The sequence below is a fragment of the Collimonas sp. NPDC087041 genome, from assembly GCF_044745265.1.
In the GTDB taxonomy this organism is placed as follows: Bacteria; Pseudomonadota; Gammaproteobacteria; order Burkholderiales; family Burkholderiaceae_D; genus Collimonas.
The window spans coordinates 228426-245858 of sequence record NZ_JBIUZX010000009.1 but is presented as its reverse complement, the minus strand read 5'-3'; the positions used below and the strand labels follow the sequence as shown (position 1 = coordinate 245858).

The following is a 17433-nucleotide window of genomic DNA, read 5'->3' as shown; positions in this document are numbered from 1 at the left end:
CCTGCTCAATGTTTGAGCAGGTCATTCAAGCACGTGGGTCAAATTTCAACGATATTTAATGCCTCAAGTGGGTCAATTCTGGACGATCGTCAACATTCTAACCTTTGGAGTCACGGTGGTTTCTTTCCAAACGGCTTGAACGGATTGCTACTGGCGCTGCCGATCGCTGTTTTTTCCTTTGGCGGGATGGAAGTTCTTGGCTTAACCGCAGGTGAGGTAAAAGATCCTGATGAGTCACTTCCCAAAGCGTTCAATGGCATCGTGTACCGGATACTTATTTTCTATATCGGTGCCTTAGCGGTGATCATGAGTTTGTATCCCTGGAATAAATTGGATCCGAATTCCAGTCCATTTGTTTTAGTCTTCGCGCAAATTGGCCTTCCTGCAGCCGCCACAATAATCAATTTCGTTGTGATTACTGCAGCGGCATCTTCATGCAATAGTGGCATGTTCGGTAGTAGCCGAATGCTGTATTCCATGATCTCGGAGGGCGAGGCGCCTAAATTTCTCGGGCACCTTAATAAGCGCCAGGTTCCAATTCGATGCCTCAATTTATCGGTTTTGATGATGCTGGTAGGCGTACTTCTGAACTATCTGGTACCCGGAAAGATATTCGGCTATGCGATAGCAGCGGTCTTGGCCTTCCTGCTATGGACCTGGGGGGCTATCCTTGTTTCTCACCTTGGCTATCGCCGCGCTGTGCGTAATGGCTCAAAAAAAGCAGTCGCGTTCCAACTCCCAGGCGCACCGGTGACGACGTGGATTGCGCTTGGATTTATCGCTTTTATCGTAGTGCTGATGGCCTTTCAACCTGAAATGCGCATAGCCCTATATGCAGCCGCAGCGTGGTTCGCACTGTTGATTGCCATCTACTTTTGGCGCAAGCCAAAAATCCCACTTGCGATTACAACCAGGTGAATTCATCAAATGGCTTATGAAGCTAATCGCGACAGGTCAATGACTCGACTCATCGCGACGGCCTAGATAATCGCCAATATCCGTTCAGTATTGACTTATTTTTCGGAGCACGCACAAGCATTTGCCGACTGCTTGCTTGCCGATGTGCAGCATTTCATCGCGCTCTTGGAGCTGGCTTGTGCATCGTCATGTTTGTCACTGTCATGACATTCTGCTGCCTTCATATGCTGTTGGGCGCAAGCAGTATGCTCCGCAGCGGCTTTTTGATGTGCTGCACTTGCAGTGGTATTTACGTTAGACATGATTTATTCCTTGTTGGACTACGGTGAATGAAAATTTATTTTTCCGACGAATCCGACAAAAATTAGTTCTAGTCGATCTCATCTCAAGTCAGGATGAAACATTCAGGCACTCATGTCTGTACGGCAGCGCACTAGCAATCCAAGAGGGTGCCCAAGATGATGTACCTTTTCATGAGCGAGGGATACTCGCTGTCATTGCCTTCTCATACCTCCGATAAGCTCGGCGATGGATGGTATGAGAATCAACCACCGTATTCTTGTTGGGAGTAGGGGAGAGCATGATTTTCAAAGTATTTGTCGAAGATGGGCGCCTTCGTGCGCGCCCATCTCCATTGGGTCCTTTACACTGAGCTTCGCAGCACTACAGCGCGATATCTGGCACTTTTTTGACTTGTCCAGGCTGCTCGATGGGGGCGCCCCCTTGAACGAAGCCCTCCAAACTTGGCGATGCGATAGTCAATTGCAAAGTTTCAGCGGTGCTTGCCCATGTCGTCGCAAGCAGCTGCGGGTTCTCATTGAGCTTTTGTCCATAAGTGGGAACGATCTCGCGAATTTTTTTCTGCCAGGCAGGTGTCTTCATCTGATCGGGGAAAACTTTCTCCAGGAGTGACAGCATGATCGCTGGCGAGGTAGAGCCACCAGGTGACGCGCCCAGCAATGCAGACACGGAGCGATCTTCGGAAACCACGACTTCGGTACCCAGCTTCAATACGCCGCCCTTGTCGGGGATGTTCTTGATGATCTGCACGCGCTGGCCGGCTTGCCACAAACGCCAGTCTTCGTCCTTTGCCTCAGGCATGTAGTGACGCAGCGCCGCCATCTTGTCTTCCCTGGACAGCTCCAATTGCTGCGCGAGATATTTGACGAGTGCAAACTCATGGGCGCCGACTTGAAGTTGGGGAATGATATTGGAGGGCGTGGTTGCCTTCGCGATATCGAAATACGATCCGTTCTTGAGGAATTTGGTGGACCAGGTGGCGAACGGCCCGAACAGCAGCACGGTTTTGCCATCCAGCACTCGGGTATCCAGATGCGGCACCGACATCGGTGGCGAACCCGTATCCGCCAGGCCGTAGACCTTGGCCAGATGGCGCGAGGTAATGGCAGGATTATCCGTGACCAGGAATTCGCCGCCTACCGGGAAACCACCATACTGCTTCGCTTCAGGAATGCCCGACAACTGCAGCAGCGGCAATGCCGCGCCACCGGCGCCGATGAAGATGTGGCGTGCATCAACGGTCTGAATCTTGGAACTATCCTTGATGTCGAAAGCCGATACACGCCAGGAGCCATCCTCATTGCGGGTGATCGAGCGTACCTCATATCCGGTGGTGATCTTGCTGCCCACGTTGCTGCTGAGATGCTTGTAGAACTGGCGGGTAATCGAGCCTAGGTTGACATCGGTGCCGAGCGGCGAACGGGTAGCGGTGACCATCTCGTCCGGCTTGCGGCCTTCCATCATGATCGGAATCCATTCAGCAATCTTGGTCGGATCCGTCGTCATTTCCATGCCAGCGAACAGCGGCGATGCCTTCAAGGCCGCGACGCGTTTGCGAATGAATTCACGGTTCTCCGGGCCAAAGACCAAATTCATGTGCGGTGTCGAATTGATGAATTCGCGCGGATTGCCCAGAACGCCCTTGCGCACCTGATGCGACCAGAATTGGCGCGAGATCTGAAAGTTCTCGTTGATGCCGATCGCCTGGGTAATATGCACTTGACCCTTGTCGTCCATCGGGGTGTAGTTCAGTTCGCAGAGAGCCGAGTGGCCGGTGCCTGCGTTGTTCCAGCCATTCGAACTTTCTTCCGCCACTTTGTCCAGGCGTTCGAACACTTCATAGGTCCAGCCAGGCTCCAGCTCGGACAGATAGACACCGAGCGTCGCACTCATGATACCGCCGCCGATCAGCAGCACGTCCACCGTACGATCCGCCTTGGCGGCGCGGAATTGTCCACCGAACAGGACCGAGTAGCCGCCCCATACGGCTGCGGCGCCAACGGCAGCGCCAAGAAATTTACGTCGGGAGAAGCGCTTGCGTTTGGTGTTTGCTACTGTATTCTTGTTATTTGCTTGACTCATGGAAAATTTTCGTCGTAAGTAATATTGATAGGCACCCTCAATCAAAAACGGTGCCGTATACAGAAAAAGCCTCATTCAATCGAGGAACAGGTGCTCAATTATCCTTGATTTGCGAGATCATCACAAAACAAACAATTACAATCACAATCACATTGATCGGATATGAACTTAGCCGTGCCAGCAATGAAACCACGGCACTGCCGGTACTGCCGCAGCCAACCACGCCTACGCGCAACGCCTTCACAACTGTGGAAGAAAAAGCAAACCACCGATCAGGGAAGCTAAATACAGCGGCCGGTCCTCACTAAGAAAGAGGGTAGGCGATGCGGTATTTACACTAAAAATCTAGTCGATTTTCGTACGCGTCGGCGCACCGACATCGAAGCGGGAGTTAAGACCATGGCAATTTAACGCCGATCGTCTGGTCACGCTCGAGTATCGAGAAAACATGACGGACCGGGAGCTGGCGCTGAAACATCTAAAGGCGTTCGCAAGCCGTGTCGGAAAAGTTAAGGATTTTCAATGCTGCGGTCATCGAGCAGCAGGAGCGCGGCGCAATCCATTTCCATATCGCCGTCAATGGCCAATGGCCGGCAGGATTACAATCTTGTGCGGTCGATCTGGCAATCGATTGTCGGCCTTGGTCGGCGCGGTGAGTAAATGGGGCAAGCAAATGTTCTTCGGAATTTGGAGATTAAATGGACAAAGCCTTTGTGCTTGAAATTGCGAGGCAAATTTCTGATCAGCAGGCGGACTTTAATTGGAAATTCTTTCTGGCGTTAATTTTTTCTCAATTGCTACTTTGGGGAGTGGCAATTTACTTTGGCGCGTATTTGAAAAAGAAGGCAGAGACATTTGCTACTCAGGAAGACTTCGTTGAAATTAAAAATCAGCTTATCGAGACCACTCGAATTACAAAGGAAATTGAAATTTCACTGTCACATAACGATTGGTTGTTGAATTGCATTGAATGCTGACCCGGGGGGGGGCGGCGTAAAACTTGGACTGGTTTATGCGGTAAATCCGAGGCTTTCTCGATATTCGAGGGGACTGCGTGAGCCAAGAGATATCTTGATGCGTTTTTCGTTATACCAGCGAATGTAAGAATCAACTACCTGAATGAATTGCTCAATGGTTGTAGCCTGCCAGTCACGAGGGTAGAACAACTCCGTCTTCAGCCGCCCGAAGAAGCCTTCACAGGCGGCATTGTCGGGTGAGCATCCTTTGCGCGACATCGAACGAATCAGCTTTGCGTTGTGTATCCTTGAGAGCCACCCAGGCCAGCGATAGTGGGCGCCACGATCAGAGTGAACGACAGGCCGATCTCCGCCGTTGGCTACCGTCTCGATGGCTGCATCCAACATCGTGTTCACCAGATCGGCATCTGGACGCGTGCCGATGGACCAACTGATAACTAGGCCATCGAAGCAATCGATCATGGGCGATAAATACACCTTCCCAGCCGGGATCTGGAACTCCGTGATGTCGGTAAGCCATTTTTCATTCGGGGTGGCAGCCTGGAAGTCCCGGTTGATGAGATTCTCTGGCGCTGGGCTGATTTCGCCCAGATAGGATCCATACCGACGCCTTCTGTTAGCGGTGACGACCAAACATTCCTGCTTCATCAAATGTTGTACGACTTTCTCCGAGATAAACACCTGGCGCCTGCCAAGTGCCGCACGCATTCGCCGATAACCGTAGCAACGGTGATTGCACTCGAAGACTTCGGTGATGGCAAGACGCGCATGAGCATACTTGTCAACGCCCCGGACTTGGGCCCGATGATAAAAGTAGGAGCTGCGGGCGAGGTCAAGTTCGACAAAGAGTTCTGACAGCGAATAGGTTTGCTTCAGGGCGTCAACCAGCAGCGTCTTCTCCCGGTTGCTCAGGATCTGCAGGCCGACGCCCAGGCTTTTTTTAACAGTTCATTGGCTTTCTTCAATAGGTCGTGTTCAAGCTGTAATCGCCGAATGTCCCGTTGAAGCGATTCAACTTGCCGCTGCAGCTCCGTCTGCTCAGGAACTGGCTTTGAATCGTTTTGGTGTGTCATGGATGGGGGTGCCTCACGACCGAGTAATTGATTCTTCCAGTTATACAACGTCGGCCTGCACACTGCTAGTTTTTGAGCAATTTCTTGCGCACTTGTCCTCCTAGTGCACAGATCAATGACTGCCGCATTCTTGAACTCAGAGGAGTGCTGCACGTTTGCAGCTCTGCCGACAACGCGATGACGTATTTCGGGGTGCAGTTCATCAATCCACGCAGTGAGCGTTGCACGGCCGGGATATCCCAGTGCCTTCATAGTTGAAGCAATACAGCGATCGTGGTCTAAGTAATGTTGAACCGCCGCCTGTTTTTGTTCGTCAGAATACTTCTGCCTTGAGCGCACATAGACCACCTGTAAATCGCGACTTTGTTCGTATTCTCGATACCAGCTCTTGAGTGCATTCTTTGTTGGATAGCCCAACTGCCGAATGGTCGGGCGAATGCGCTTCCCGAGCTTGATATAAAGCTTGACTGCTCGAATGCGGTCTTCGTATGAGTACATGAACTACCTCCAAGTAGTCCAAGTTATTGTCCGCACCCCCAGTGGGTCAGTTTTCGATGCAAATTAACAGCGTCCCGCTATTTTCGGTTTTTCCTTGTAGAATCGTCGGCAAAATACAAAATATTGGGGTTGCATGAATCCGTCTCAGCAGGATCGCAGCGCGCTGACGCCGCTCGATTATCACGTAACTGTTGCAAACTACCTTCGCCACAATGAACCGGAAGTCTGGCAATGGGCGTCCTCACGCACCAGCCGGTCAGAGCAACTGGATTCATTGCGCGCCGTGCTGCTGCGCGACACTTATCGCATCGATCCGCAGGCCCATGGGGATGTGCATGCCATATTGAATACAGCGATGGATCGACTGGGCATTAATGTTCCGGCCACCCTCTACCAGGCATCCGGGCAAGAGATGAACGCCACACTGTATTACGTGCCCGGTGAGGTACACATCATCGCGCAAGGGGCATTGCTGGAGCGTCTGTCCAACGATGAATTACTGGCGGTGTTCGGTCATGAGTTGGCGCACTATCTTCTTTGGTCGCACGATGACGGCAGTTTTCTTGTGGCCGAACGCATTCTGGCAGACGCAGTGGCGGTTCCCGGCTCAGCGGCCAGTCTCTCGGAGACTTACCGACGCTACAGGTTGTATACCGAGCTCTTCGCTGATCGGGGTGGGGCCGTTGCATGCGGCGCCGTTGCACCTGCAATTTCATCGTTGGTGAAAGTGACAACTGGCATCAGTACAGTCGATTCCGCAGCTTATCTCCGCCAAGTCGAAGAAATCGAATCCAATGAGACGGCAGCCAGCGATGCGCGCAGTCATCCGGAAGCCTTCATCCGCGCTCGTGCGTTGGACTTATGGTGGAACGGAAGTGCAGACTTGGGACGCTGGCTTGATCTTCGTTTGCATGGGCCATTGATGCTGGAAAGTCTGGACTTGCCTGGACAGATTCGCCTGCAGCAACTGACGCGTGGTTTCTTGTCCCACTATCTGACAGACTCGGGGCTGGCCAGTGACGCCGTGCTTGCCCAAATTCGAATGATGTTCCCTGACTGGAGCACGGACGAGCCCACAGTCGGACCGCAGGCATTTTCTGCCGAGCATGCTGATAACAGCATCAGGGACTATCTCAATGCTCTCATGCTCGATCTTGCACTGGCTGACGCAGACCAGCAAGACGTCGCTCTGCTGCGCGCCGGTCGCATCGCTCAAGAGTTGGGAAGCCTTGAGCGGCTGCTGCAGAATCTGCGCCGTGACGTCGGTTTTGGCAAGCGCGAGTTGGATCGCTATAAGCGCCAATTGGACAAGGAGATCTCGGCATGAGCGAGATTCTTAATACAAGTACGGCACCTCACACGTTGCGCGAGCTAATCAAGGCCCAAGCGGGTGACTTGCTTTCGAATGATGACTTGCTGGTGCTGGTATTGCCGCTTTTTCAACAAGTGGCTGCTGTCCATGCGCAAGGTAAAGTCGCTTCGCTGGACTGCGACAGCATTTTGGTGAGCAAGGACGGCACGCTTTGTTTGCGGCAGCCGGATGGACAGGCGCCTGCGATGGACATCGAGACTATTCATCGTTTGCAACCGCATTCCTCATCTGGTCTGAACATTGTCGGTGTCTTGCAACGCGAACACGGCGCCGATGGCATGCGCTCACAGAGCGACCTTGTGTTGTTGGAGGACGAAAGCGTTCCGGTAGAGCGGCCGGTCTATCTCAGTGGTCCCGCCAGTTGGGAACTACGCGTCGGGCATCACGACGAGATCGGCGATATTTTTCTGCTTGGCATGGTATTGGCAGGCTTGGCATGTGGGCTGGATTTTTCAGACCCGGATGATCTGCGTGAGTTTGTTACCCACCGCCATAATCTGTTCCGCCTGCACGAGCGACTGTCGCCCATTATCGCCAGCGTTATTGTCGAAATGACTGAGATCAATCGCCACGAGCGAGCTACCGACGTCTCGGCACTGGCAACGCGCCTGCGCACCTGGCGTGATCAGCCTGCGCTATTGGATGTTGATCGTGCGCTGGCCGGTGCGTCGGGAGCCACGTCGCGCCGGGTTGCCGTGCTGACGCATCTGCGCGACCGTCTGTTCGATTTATCGCGTCGCAATCGTCTGCTGTATTTCCGGCCAACCAGCGCCAATGTCAATCTGACCGTTGCCAGCGTGCCGCTGATGCTACAGATCGAAAGTGTAAAGGCTGAACATATCTGTACTTGGGGTGGTCCGTTCGCAGAGCAGCTGGTTGCTGGTAAGACGGTCTCTTTGCAGAACTGGCTGCGGTTCGACGATCAGCCTTATTTACCTGCGACCCTGGACAAACTGATTTCGGAAACCCGCCACGACCGGGCCGAGTTCGGATTCAGCAATCTGCGACTGGTGCTTGCGTTTCTGCGTTGGCATAACCTCAAGGAAGCGCCAGATGAGCGTATTGTCACGCCATTGCTATGGTTGCCGGTGGAGCTGGTCAAACGCAAGGGTGTGCGTGACCAGTACGTCATCCAGTGTTCGTCAGGAGAAGCTGAATTTAATCCGGTACTGCGACATTATCTGGCGCAACTCTATGACATAGACTTGCCCGAGACGGTCGATCTGGGCAAGACTTCGTTGACGCAAATCCATGGCGATTTGCTGGCCAAGATTCATCGTTCCGAACCCGCGGTTGAGTTGCGGTTGATAGAAAAAGCATCGATTCGTATGGTCAGACAAAAGGCCATGCAGCGTATGCAGCAATATCAACGACGACGACCGACAGCAGGGCGAGCGCGTAGTACGGCCAAAGGCTGGCTGCCTCCCTATAGTTATTCCCGTGAAGATTACAGGCCACTCGGCCGGGCTTTGTTTGAACATTGGGTGCGACCGAGCGAGCTACCGCAGCGGTTCGAAGCCGGAGCCGGTTTGCGCCAGCCGCATATGGCGGAGTTAGCCGATGTGGCGCCGGCGGAAGAGCAGGGCGAACGCGTCGGGTTCATGCTGGAGGAGTCCGAAGGGCACCGTTATGCCTGGGATCTTGACCTCACGCAAGTTACGCTGGCCAATTTCAACTACAAGAAGATGTCGCTGGTGCGAGACTATGCGCAACTTCTCGATGAATCCGGGGCCAATCCAGCTTTCGACCGCGTATTCTCGATCGAGCCACGCGATCTGGACACCAGTACTCCGGACAAGCTCAAGCCGCAGGAGCAGTGGAATGTGGTGGCGTCCGATGCCACCCAGAACGCGGCGGTCGGGCTGGCGCGCACCCAGCGCAGCTTCATCATTCAAGGTCCGCCAGGCACCGGAAAATCCCAGACAATCACCAATTTGATCGCAGACTACGCGGGCCGTGGAAAGCGAGTGCTGTTCGTTTGCGAAAAGCGTGCTGCACTTGATGTGGTGTTCCATCGCCTGAAGCAGAGCGGACTGGAGCAACTTTGCAGTCTGATCCACGATTCACAGGCAGACAAAAAGGCGTTTATCGCCGATCTCAAGTCATGCTATGAACAATGGATTGCAAGCCCGGACGAGAACGACAGCCTGTCGACACAGCGTGCGATCGTGGCGACCGCCCTGGCGGAGCAGCAGCACCGCATCGATGCCTTCGAAATGGCCATGGCGGATATTCCCGCCAGCCTTGGCGAGAGCGTACGCAGCGTGCTGCGTCGGCTGGCGCAGTTGCCGGCAGCACCTGAGGCTGGAGCCGCCATAAGAGAGCGATTGCCAACGCTTTCGCTGTGGGATCAGCATCAAGAATTGACCCAGCGCCTGCATCGCAGCATGCGTGAACGTTTCGGCCTGGATTCCCCGGCGCGGCATCCTTTTGCGAGCTTGTCCGCCGCTATTGTCAATGAGCAGGCGGCGTTCGCAAAGATAGAAGGCTTATGCTCGGATGCGGAAGCCTTACTGGCGACACTTGACCCCTTATTGGAAAGTCCGGAAAGCGTCATCACGCACGCTACGCGACTAAAGGATGCCTGTGCCATTGCTGCCGACAGTCGTCGCCTGGTCGACCATGGACTGGCAGGACATCTGGATTTACTCGATGTCGGCTCACCGGCTCAGCTCGCTTTGAGTGAAATACGCAACGAGCTGGAACGATGTGCCGAGGTCTTGACGACGGCGCAATCCGCGACGGCTAACTGGCGCGACAAATTGCGGCCCGACGATACTGAAACAGCGTTGACTCTGGTAATGCAAATGGAACAATCCGTTACCAAATGGTTCAAGCCGGCATGGTGGCGATTGCGCGGCGAGCTGAAGCGACGATACGATTTTTCCAAGCATGCGGTGCATCCCAGCTACAGTAAAGTGCTGCAGCAACTGCAGGCAGAGCATTCGGCCGATGTCGCGCTATCTAAGGTCGATGAAAATGGATGCCGTCGATATGGTGTCAGCAAAATGCAGACGTTCGTGCAAGCATTGGCAGAACTGGAGTCTCGCTTGCAAGCCTCCGACGGGCCACGCCTGTTGATCGACCGCTTGCGTTCAGCGGACGATCCAATGATGATCGCTCGCGCCCAAGCCGGCGCTTATGATGCATTGACAAAGCTGGCTGCGATCTTCGCCCAAGGACTAGCGCCTAATGGCGCGGAAAGTCTGGAAAGCATCGCTGAATTGCTGCGGGATCTACGCGAATCCCTAGACGATTTACCGGACTTGTTGCCGTCATTGCGGGCAGTGCATGCAGCCGATCCCAGCTATGCGGCAGCTCTGTTTGGCGTAGACGCGCCGCCGCAGTTTCTGGAAGCGCTAGTGGCTGACGAGGCGCTGTGCCAACTGGAGAGAAAACATCCGGTACTGGCGCGCTCCGGTGGCGCCGCTTTGGCGCAAGCCGCACGTGCGGTGGCCAATGGTCAGCGTGAACTGCTGGCGATCAATGCTCAGGCGATCAAATCTAATCTGCACCGACTTTTCATCGATCACGTCCGCAAGGCTAGCCTTTCGGCAACGCAACTCGATGCCGAAGGTAAATCGTTCAAAAAACGATACGCAACAGGCCGCCGCGAACTGGAACATGAGTTTGGAAAGAGTATGCGCTACCGTTCCATCCGCGACCTCGCAGATGGTGAGACAGGTGCCGTCATCAACGATCTCAAACCAATATGGCTGATGAGTCCGTTATCGGTTTCTGACACATTGCCGCTGTCGCTGGATCTGTTCGATGTCGTCATCTTTGACGAGGCCAGCCAGATACCGACTGAAGAAGCAGTGCCGGCATTAAGCAGGGCTCGACAAGTGATTGTGGTCGGGGATGAAATGCAGTTACCGCCGACCAGCTTCTTCACTGCGGCAAGCGATGGCGATGAAGATGAAATCCTGGTGGAAGAGGGCGGAGAACGCATTGCGATCAATCTCGACTCTGATAGCCTACTGAATCAAGCCGCACGCAACCTACCAGCAACCTTACTCGCATGGCATTACCGGAGTCGACACGAAGCACTGATCAGCTTCTCGAATGCAGCGTTCTATGACGGCAGGCTAGTTACCATTCCGGACCGTCTGCTGGAAAATCAAACTGAGGCAATCCCTGCCTTGCGTTCCGATCAGAGTGACGCCGGCACGCTAGGCGCCGATATTCTGATGGCCAGCCCGATCAGCTTCCACAAGCTGTCGGATGGTGTTTACTCCGACCGCTCCAACCTGGCGGAAGCTCGTTACATTGCCTTGTCGGTACGCGAAATGCTACGCCGTGAGACAGGACTCAGTCTGGGCATTGTGGCGTTTTCTGAAGCACAACAAAACACCATCGAGGCAGCTCTGGATGCATTGGCTGCCGAGGATATCGATTTTGCCGCTCGGCTGGAGCGTGAATACGTGCGCGAAGACGATGATCAATTCAACGGGCTATTTGTTAAAAACCTGGAAAACGTCCAGGGTGATGAACGCGACGTCATCATTTTGAGTATCTGCTACGGACCTGGCCACAACGGCAAAATGCTGATGAACTTCGGTCCAATCAACCAACGCGGCGGCGAAAAACGTCTGAACGTCATTTTCAGTCGAGCGCGTCACCGTATGGCGGTGGTGTCATCGATTCAGGCGGAAGCCATCACCAACATTCACAACGATGGGGCGGCTGCATTGCGTGCTTTCCTGCAATTTGCACAGTCCAGTGCTGCGGGTCGTTTTGAGCACGCGCAGTCGATACTGGGCGCGCTCAACCAGGGAGCGCGCAGCGCTTTCGCGCAGCAGGCATCGCCGGACAGTATTCGCCATGCGCTTGCCGATGCACTGCGTGCACGCGGTCACCTGGTACACACCAATGTCGGACGATCTCAGTTCCGCTGTGATCTTGCGATTGCAGATGCCAAAACAGGTGTCTATGAACTGGCCATATTGCTCGATAACCCCTTGCAAGCTGTCGCAGACACGACTGAGCGCTATGTGTTCCGGCCCGCCATCTTGGGCAGCTTTGGCTGGAAGGTGCTGGATATTCCAGGCAAGGATTGGATAGATGATCATGACGCAGTACTGGCGCGCATCGAGGCCATGCTTGTCGACGGTAAGGACCGAGCGCTGGATGTGGAAACCGCCTATGAAGCGTTGGTACCGGCTACTAACACGGTAAAGACAACCACGAGAGATGGGACCGCTGCCGGTCATCATGAAGAGACAGCCGAGGTTCAGCGCACTCGCTCACTGTCGTTCGAACAAGGCGGCTCGAGCAAATTCTGGCGGGCCACGCAGACGGGCATTGACGTAAGCATCAGTTACGGTCGCTCTGGCACCAATGGCCAGACGATATTGAAACAGTTCGATTCGCCGGAACGGGCGCAGCGCGAGATGGAGAAGCTGGTAACGGAGAAGCTACGGAAGGGATATTTTGATTCAGAAAATTCGACACTATAGAGACCGGAAATAAGCGATGAGATGGATATTGGCGATCTCGTTCCCATACCGCATAAAACAGGCACCGCAGTAGGGTTGCTAGCAACTAGGGAGATTACACAATGCACATTGAGCACGTGGAGATTGGCAATTTCCGGAAACTCAAAGCTGTACGCATAGATTTTTCGGAGCAGAAGACGGTCTTTGTTGGTGCCAACAACAGCGGGAAAACTTCTGCGATGGTGGCACTTCGGCGATTCTTGGTCGAACCATCCGAGTTCACCGTCAATGACTTGACACTCTCTCACTGGACAGAGATCAACGCAGCGGCCGCAGGGTGGGAGGTGGCGGTTAGCAGCGGCGAGGCGCCAATTGTGTTTGATTGGAGCGACGTTCTCCCGTTCCTCGATGTCTGGCTCAATGTCTCCAACAACGAGCTGCACTATGTTCAGAAACTGTTGCCGACCCTGGATTGGAAAGGCGGATATCTTGGTGTTCGACTTCGCTTGGAGCCAAAGGACACCGAAGGCCTTCAGCGGGAGTACTTGAAAGCTAGGGCGGTTATCACTGAACTACTTGCCCCGTCGTCCTCCGCCGCGTCTGTGGTCACGGCGGCGGAAGGAGGGGGCGACTTGGTCATCGAAACGGCCGCGGTGCCATCGGCAGCCTATACGTTCACTCTGTGGCCACAATCCATGATGGACTTCCTCGGTCGTCGATTGCGCGGCCTGTTTACGGTACGCGCGTACCTACTGGATCCGGCGGCAATCAAGAAACCGGAGGGCGGCCTGGCGATGCCGCAGGTGCTGTCCCCCGACAACGATCCGATCGACGGCGATCCCTTCAAGGGATTGATCTGCATCGATGAAATCAGTGCACAACGCGGGTTCGGTCACGCCGGCAGCACACGAGTCCTCAGCGAAGACGATCCCAAATACGACCCGCAGGAGGCACGCGGCGGCAAGAAATTGTCCGCCCAACTGCGGTCGTACTATACGCAGCATCTGGACCCGTACGACAAGCCTGAACCCAAGGACTTGACAGCACTGCAGGCCCTCCACGACGCGGAAACGGCTTTTGAGGCGCGCCTGACAGAGGGCTTCGCCGCAGCGCTGAAGGAACTGGAGCACATCGGCTATCCAGGCGTCACAGATCCGAAACTGACGATTACCACGCGGATCAAGCCGACAGACGGACTGAACCACGGTTCGGCCGTCCAATACGAAGTGCCAACGCATCTGGCCGAGGCGACAAAGGGGCACCGCTTGCCGGAGGACTCGAACGGCCTTGGATACCAAAATCTGGTTTCAATGGTGTTCGGTCTTATGAGCTTCCGCGACAGATGGATGCGTGTCGGAAAGGCTGGTAGCTCAGTCGCCGATGAAGACAGCTTCGTACCGCCGCTTCATCTCGTACTGGTTGAGGAACCGGAGGCCCATCTGCATGCCCAAGTGCAGCAGGTATTTATCAAGCAGGCGTATGCGGTGCTTCGCAAACATCCAAAACTGGGAGACGCCACCGCCCTTAAAACCCAATTGGTCGTCAGCACGCATTCTAGTCATCTTGCTCACGAATGCGATTTTTCGTCTCTGCGATATTTCCGCCGCCTGCCTGCGCCTACCCACCCGGGTGCAGTGCCAATTGCATCGGTGGTGAATCTTTCTGAGGTGTTCGGCGACGCCGATCTGACTGAGAAGTTTGTCACGCGCTATCTCAAAGCTACCCACTGCGACCTGTTTTTCGCAGACGGCGCGGTGTTGATTGAAGGGCCTGCAGAGAGAATTCTCGTGCCACATCTTGTTCGCGAGCGTCCTGAGTTTGAGTATTTGCGCCGGTGCTACATAACTTGGCTCGAAATCGGTGGTAGCCACGCGCATCGTCTCAAACAATTGCTTGAACACCTTGGGCTCACCACCTTGATCATTACCGACATCGATGCCAAGGATGGCATATCGGGCGCGGCCTTGCCGCCGAAGCGCAATAGTGGGCAGAAGGCGCGAAACGAAACATTGAAGTCGTGGGTTCCAGCCGAAGATTCATTGGATGCCCTGCTCGAAAAAATCGGGCCCGACCTTGTCAAGGAAGACCCCAGCGGCTACTCGATACGAATAGCCTATCAGCAGCCAATCAATGTCAGCTTCAAATCGAAGCCTCCGGCCGAGGCGCTCGCAAATACCTTCGAGGATGCGCTCCTCTATGAGAATCCTGATCTGTTCGCCGACTTGCCTGGTTACGGACTTATTGCCAAATTTCGCGATGCCCTTGCGGACAGCGCAGACCTCGATGGGCTCGCAACAGCCGTGCATGTGGCCCTGAAGTCTGGGAACAAAGCGGAGTTTGCGCTCGATCTACTCTACAGCGACAAGATCACGACGCTGAAAGTGCCGGCGTACATCCACGACGGTCTCGCCTGGCTTGCCGTGCAATTGAAGCGCAAGGAGCAAGATGCCATCGGCAAGACGAAGGTGGCAGTATGATGGCGGCGGCCGTCGGCAGCGTACCAGACAACGACCTGGACAACCCCGCCGATGAGGAGATCGCAACGTGTCTCGATCTGGCTGCTCCTCGAAGTTTCTTCCTGTTTGCCGGTGCAGGTTCCGGCAAAACACGATCACTGATCAAGGCGCTCGATCATGTGCGGCAATTGCATGGCGAGACGCTTCGATTTCGCGGCCAGCGAGTTGGCGTCATTACGTTCACCAATGCGGCATGCGATGAAATCAACCGTCGCCTGGAATTTGATCGTACGGTGGAGGTTTCGACGATCCACAGCTTCGCCTGGTCTCTTATCAACGGTTTGAACCATGACATCCGGGAGTGGCTGCGAAAGAATCTCGCTATGGAGATTGCAGATATCCAAGTACTCGAAGCCAAGGGTCGCATTGGAACCAAGGCGTCGGCGGAGCGCATCAGCAAAATCGCTTCCAAGAGCAAGCGGTTGGCCAACTTGAACGCCGTTCGTCGTTTCGTCTACAGCCCCTCTGGTGACAACCGCGGGCGCGATGCACTCAACCACAGCGAGGTCATCAAGATATCAGCGGCCTTCTTGCAGACCAAGCCAGCAATGCAGAGCATTCTGGTCGGGCGTTATCCGATTCTACTCATTGATGAAAGTCAGGACACCAACAAACTTCTGATCGATGCCCTGTTTGCTGTCCAGTCCCACCACCGCGAGCGTTTCGCGCTTGGCCTGCTTGGGGACATGATGCAGCGGATCTATAGCGACGGAAAGGAGGGCTTGGGTCAGAACCTGCCGATCGATTGGGCCACACCAGGGAAGCGCTTGAATCATCGTTGTCCGAAGCGGGTGATCAGATTGATCAACAAAGTTCGCAAGACAATTGACGACCAGGAACAAGTTCCCCGCACAGACAGTGCCGAAGGCTGGGTCCGCCTCTTTATTCTCCCAAGCGATACAGCTGACAAGCCGGCTGCCGAATGGGCTGTGGCGCAGCAAATGGAGCGACTGACTGCGGATGAGGGGTGGGGTGGCGCCGAGACTTACAAGAGCCTGATCCTCGAACACAGGATGGCTGCGAGAAGGATGGGCTTCTTGGAGATGTTCGTTGCCCTTCACGAGGTGGAAAGTTTCCGAACTGGTCTTCTCGACGGTAGCCTGTCGTCCGTGCGCTTTTTCTCCGATCAGGTCCTCCCACTCGTGAGCGCGCAGCGACGCAGCGATCGTTTCGCCGTCGCACGCATCGTTCGCACATTATCACCACTACTCAGTGGGGACAAACTCCGTGCGACCGAAGACCAGCAGACGCAATTGCGTCATGCTAGAGAGGCGATCGACAGCTTGATGTCGCTTTGGCAGGCTGACGCTGAACCGACTTTCGGGGATATCCTGCGCAACGTTGCAGGCAGTGGGCTCTTCGCCGTGCCTGACTTCCTTAGAATAAATATCGACCGCGATCTCTCGCTAGATGCCGCGGAAGAGGACGGCGATGATGAGGTCGATCGTCAGACGCAGAAGGCGACCGCGATAGACGAGTTTCTCGCGGCGCCTTTTTCACAGATAGCCCCCTACACCGCTTATGTTTCCGGAAAGGCGCATTTCGATACGCACCAAGGCGTCAAGGGGCTTGAGTTTCCGAGGGTCATGGTCATCATGGATGATGCCGAGGCTCGGGGTTTCCTCTTCAGTTACGCGAAGCTTTTTGGCGGAAAGGAAGCAGGCGACGCTTCGGTTGAATCCACACGGCGGCTGTTCTACGTTACTTGCAGTCGGGCAGAGCATAGCTTGGCGCTGGTGGCTTATTCCACACAGCCAGATTTGGTTCGCCAGTTTGTTTTGAGGGAAAAATGGTTCGAGCCAGAAGAAGTTGTAATCGGTATTCCTACTTGACTAGTCGATTCCGTCCGAAATGTAGGGCAGTCTGCTACTAGGAACACAGGCAAGCGGGCATTGTAAGCATTCCCTATACGAATACCTCAGTACCAAAATCGATCTCTCGGACTTGGTTTTATCGTTTCCCGTAGCCGGTACCCTAAATCTTGATCCACTGTGTTTTGGGGGAAGTCCGGCGCCAACTGAGTTCATGTCAGAGATTTTCAATGGCATTGCCGATGCCCTGCAGAGTGACGTTAAGCTGTTCGAGCTAAAGGGGATATCTATGGCACTTTCATGTCCTCGGTGCATTTTGAACTACAAGCAACAATGGGGATACGGGGTCTGATTCAGCGTAAAAAAATATTCCCATGACGCAAAGGTAAGTGTTGAATCCACTCACACTCCAATTTCGATTGGCCGCATACATTTGCGTAACTTCTCA

The 17433-nt window shown here is 54.4% G+C and carries 9 protein-coding genes; 6 read left to right on the top strand and 3 right to left on the bottom strand.

What is annotated here, in order from left to right; all coding sequences use genetic code 11:
- Positions 1 to 918: amino acid permease (locus tag ACIPF8_RS17525; protein WP_400423439.1), on the top strand; the 918-nt coding region annotated here is incomplete at its 5' end.
- Positions 919 to 1013: 95 nt separating this feature from the next.
- On the opposite strand, the gene ACIPF8_RS17520 is transcribed toward ACIPF8_RS17525, so the two are convergent.
- Together ACIPF8_RS17520 and mqo are read right to left on the bottom strand one after the other, a co-directional pair.
- Positions 1014 to 1220: a hypothetical protein gene (locus ACIPF8_RS17520; RefSeq protein ID WP_400423437.1), complete on the bottom strand. Its 207-nt coding sequence runs from the start codon at positions 1218 to 1220 to the stop codon at positions 1014 to 1016.
- A 361-nt stretch (positions 1221 to 1581) separates the two neighbouring features.
- Positions 1582 to 3300, bottom strand: coding sequence for a malate dehydrogenase (quinone) (gene mqo, locus ACIPF8_RS17515; protein ID WP_400423435.1), 1719 nt, complete (start codon positions 3298 to 3300; stop codon positions 1582 to 1584).
- Between the two features lie 698 nt (positions 3301 to 3998).
- Between mqo and ACIPF8_RS17510 the strand changes: the two genes are divergently transcribed.
- Positions 3999 to 4277, top strand: coding sequence for a hypothetical protein (locus ACIPF8_RS17510; protein ID WP_400423433.1), 279 nt, complete (start codon positions 3999 to 4001; stop codon positions 4275 to 4277).
- A gap of 33 nt (positions 4278 to 4310) precedes the next feature.
- Here ACIPF8_RS17510 and ACIPF8_RS17505 read toward each other — a convergent pair.
- A protein-coding gene (locus ACIPF8_RS17505; protein WP_400423431.1) for an IS3 family transposase occupies positions 4311 to 5848 on the bottom strand; the annotation gives its coding sequence in 2 pieces (ribosomal slippage) (positions 4311 to 5212 and positions 5212 to 5848; 1539 coding nt in all).
- Positions 5849 to 5981: 133 nt separating this feature from the next.
- Here ACIPF8_RS17505 and ACIPF8_RS17500 point away from each other — a divergent pair.
- The 4 genes from ACIPF8_RS17500 (at position 5982) to ACIPF8_RS17485 (ending at position 17006) form a co-directional block, all read left to right on the top strand.
- Positions 5982 to 7175 (top strand): M48 family metalloprotease, encoded by a 1194-nt coding sequence (locus tag ACIPF8_RS17500; protein ID WP_400423429.1) that lies wholly within the window; start codon positions 5982 to 5984, stop codon positions 7173 to 7175.
- Positions 7172 to 12679: an AAA domain-containing protein gene (locus tag ACIPF8_RS17495; protein ID WP_400423428.1), complete on the top strand. Its 5508-nt coding sequence runs from the start codon at positions 7172 to 7174 to the stop codon at positions 12677 to 12679. Before ACIPF8_RS17500 ends, ACIPF8_RS17495 begins: the two co-directional genes overlap by 4 nt.
- A gap of 101 nt (positions 12680 to 12780) precedes the next feature.
- A complete protein-coding gene (locus ACIPF8_RS17490; protein ID WP_400423426.1) occupies positions 12781 to 15135 on the top strand; it encodes an AAA family ATPase in 2355 nt (784 codons plus the stop codon).
- Positions 15132 to 17006, top strand: coding sequence for a UvrD-helicase domain-containing protein (locus tag ACIPF8_RS17485; protein WP_400423424.1), 1875 nt, complete (start codon positions 15132 to 15134; stop codon positions 17004 to 17006). The genes ACIPF8_RS17490 and ACIPF8_RS17485 overlap by 4 nt, the downstream gene beginning before the upstream one ends.
- The last annotated feature ends 427 nt before the right edge of the window (positions 17007 to 17433 follow it).

Bases quoted from the DNA above. Each gene is read 5' to 3' on its own strand.
- ACIPF8_RS17495 (WP_400423428.1), top strand. From the start codon at position 7,172: ATGAGCGAGATTCTTAATACAAGTACGGCACCTCACACGTTGCGCGAG.
- ACIPF8_RS17520 (WP_400423437.1), bottom strand. From the start codon at position 1,220: ATGTCTAACGTAAATACCACTGCAAGTGCAGCACATCAAAAAGCCGCT.
- ACIPF8_RS17500 (WP_400423429.1), top strand. From the start codon at position 5,982: ATGAATCCGTCTCAGCAGGATCGCAGCGCGCTGACGCCGCTCGATTAT.
- mqo (WP_400423435.1), bottom strand. From the start codon at position 3,300: ATGAGTCAAGCAAATAACAAGAATACAGTAGCAAACACCAAACGCAAG.
- ACIPF8_RS17510 (WP_400423433.1), top strand. From the start codon at position 3,999: ATGGACAAAGCCTTTGTGCTTGAAATTGCGAGGCAAATTTCTGATCAG.
- ACIPF8_RS17485 (WP_400423424.1), top strand. From the start codon at position 15,132: ATGATGGCGGCGGCCGTCGGCAGCGTACCAGACAACGACCTGGACAAC.
- ACIPF8_RS17490 (WP_400423426.1), top strand. From the start codon at position 12,781: ATGCACATTGAGCACGTGGAGATTGGCAATTTCCGGAAACTCAAAGCT.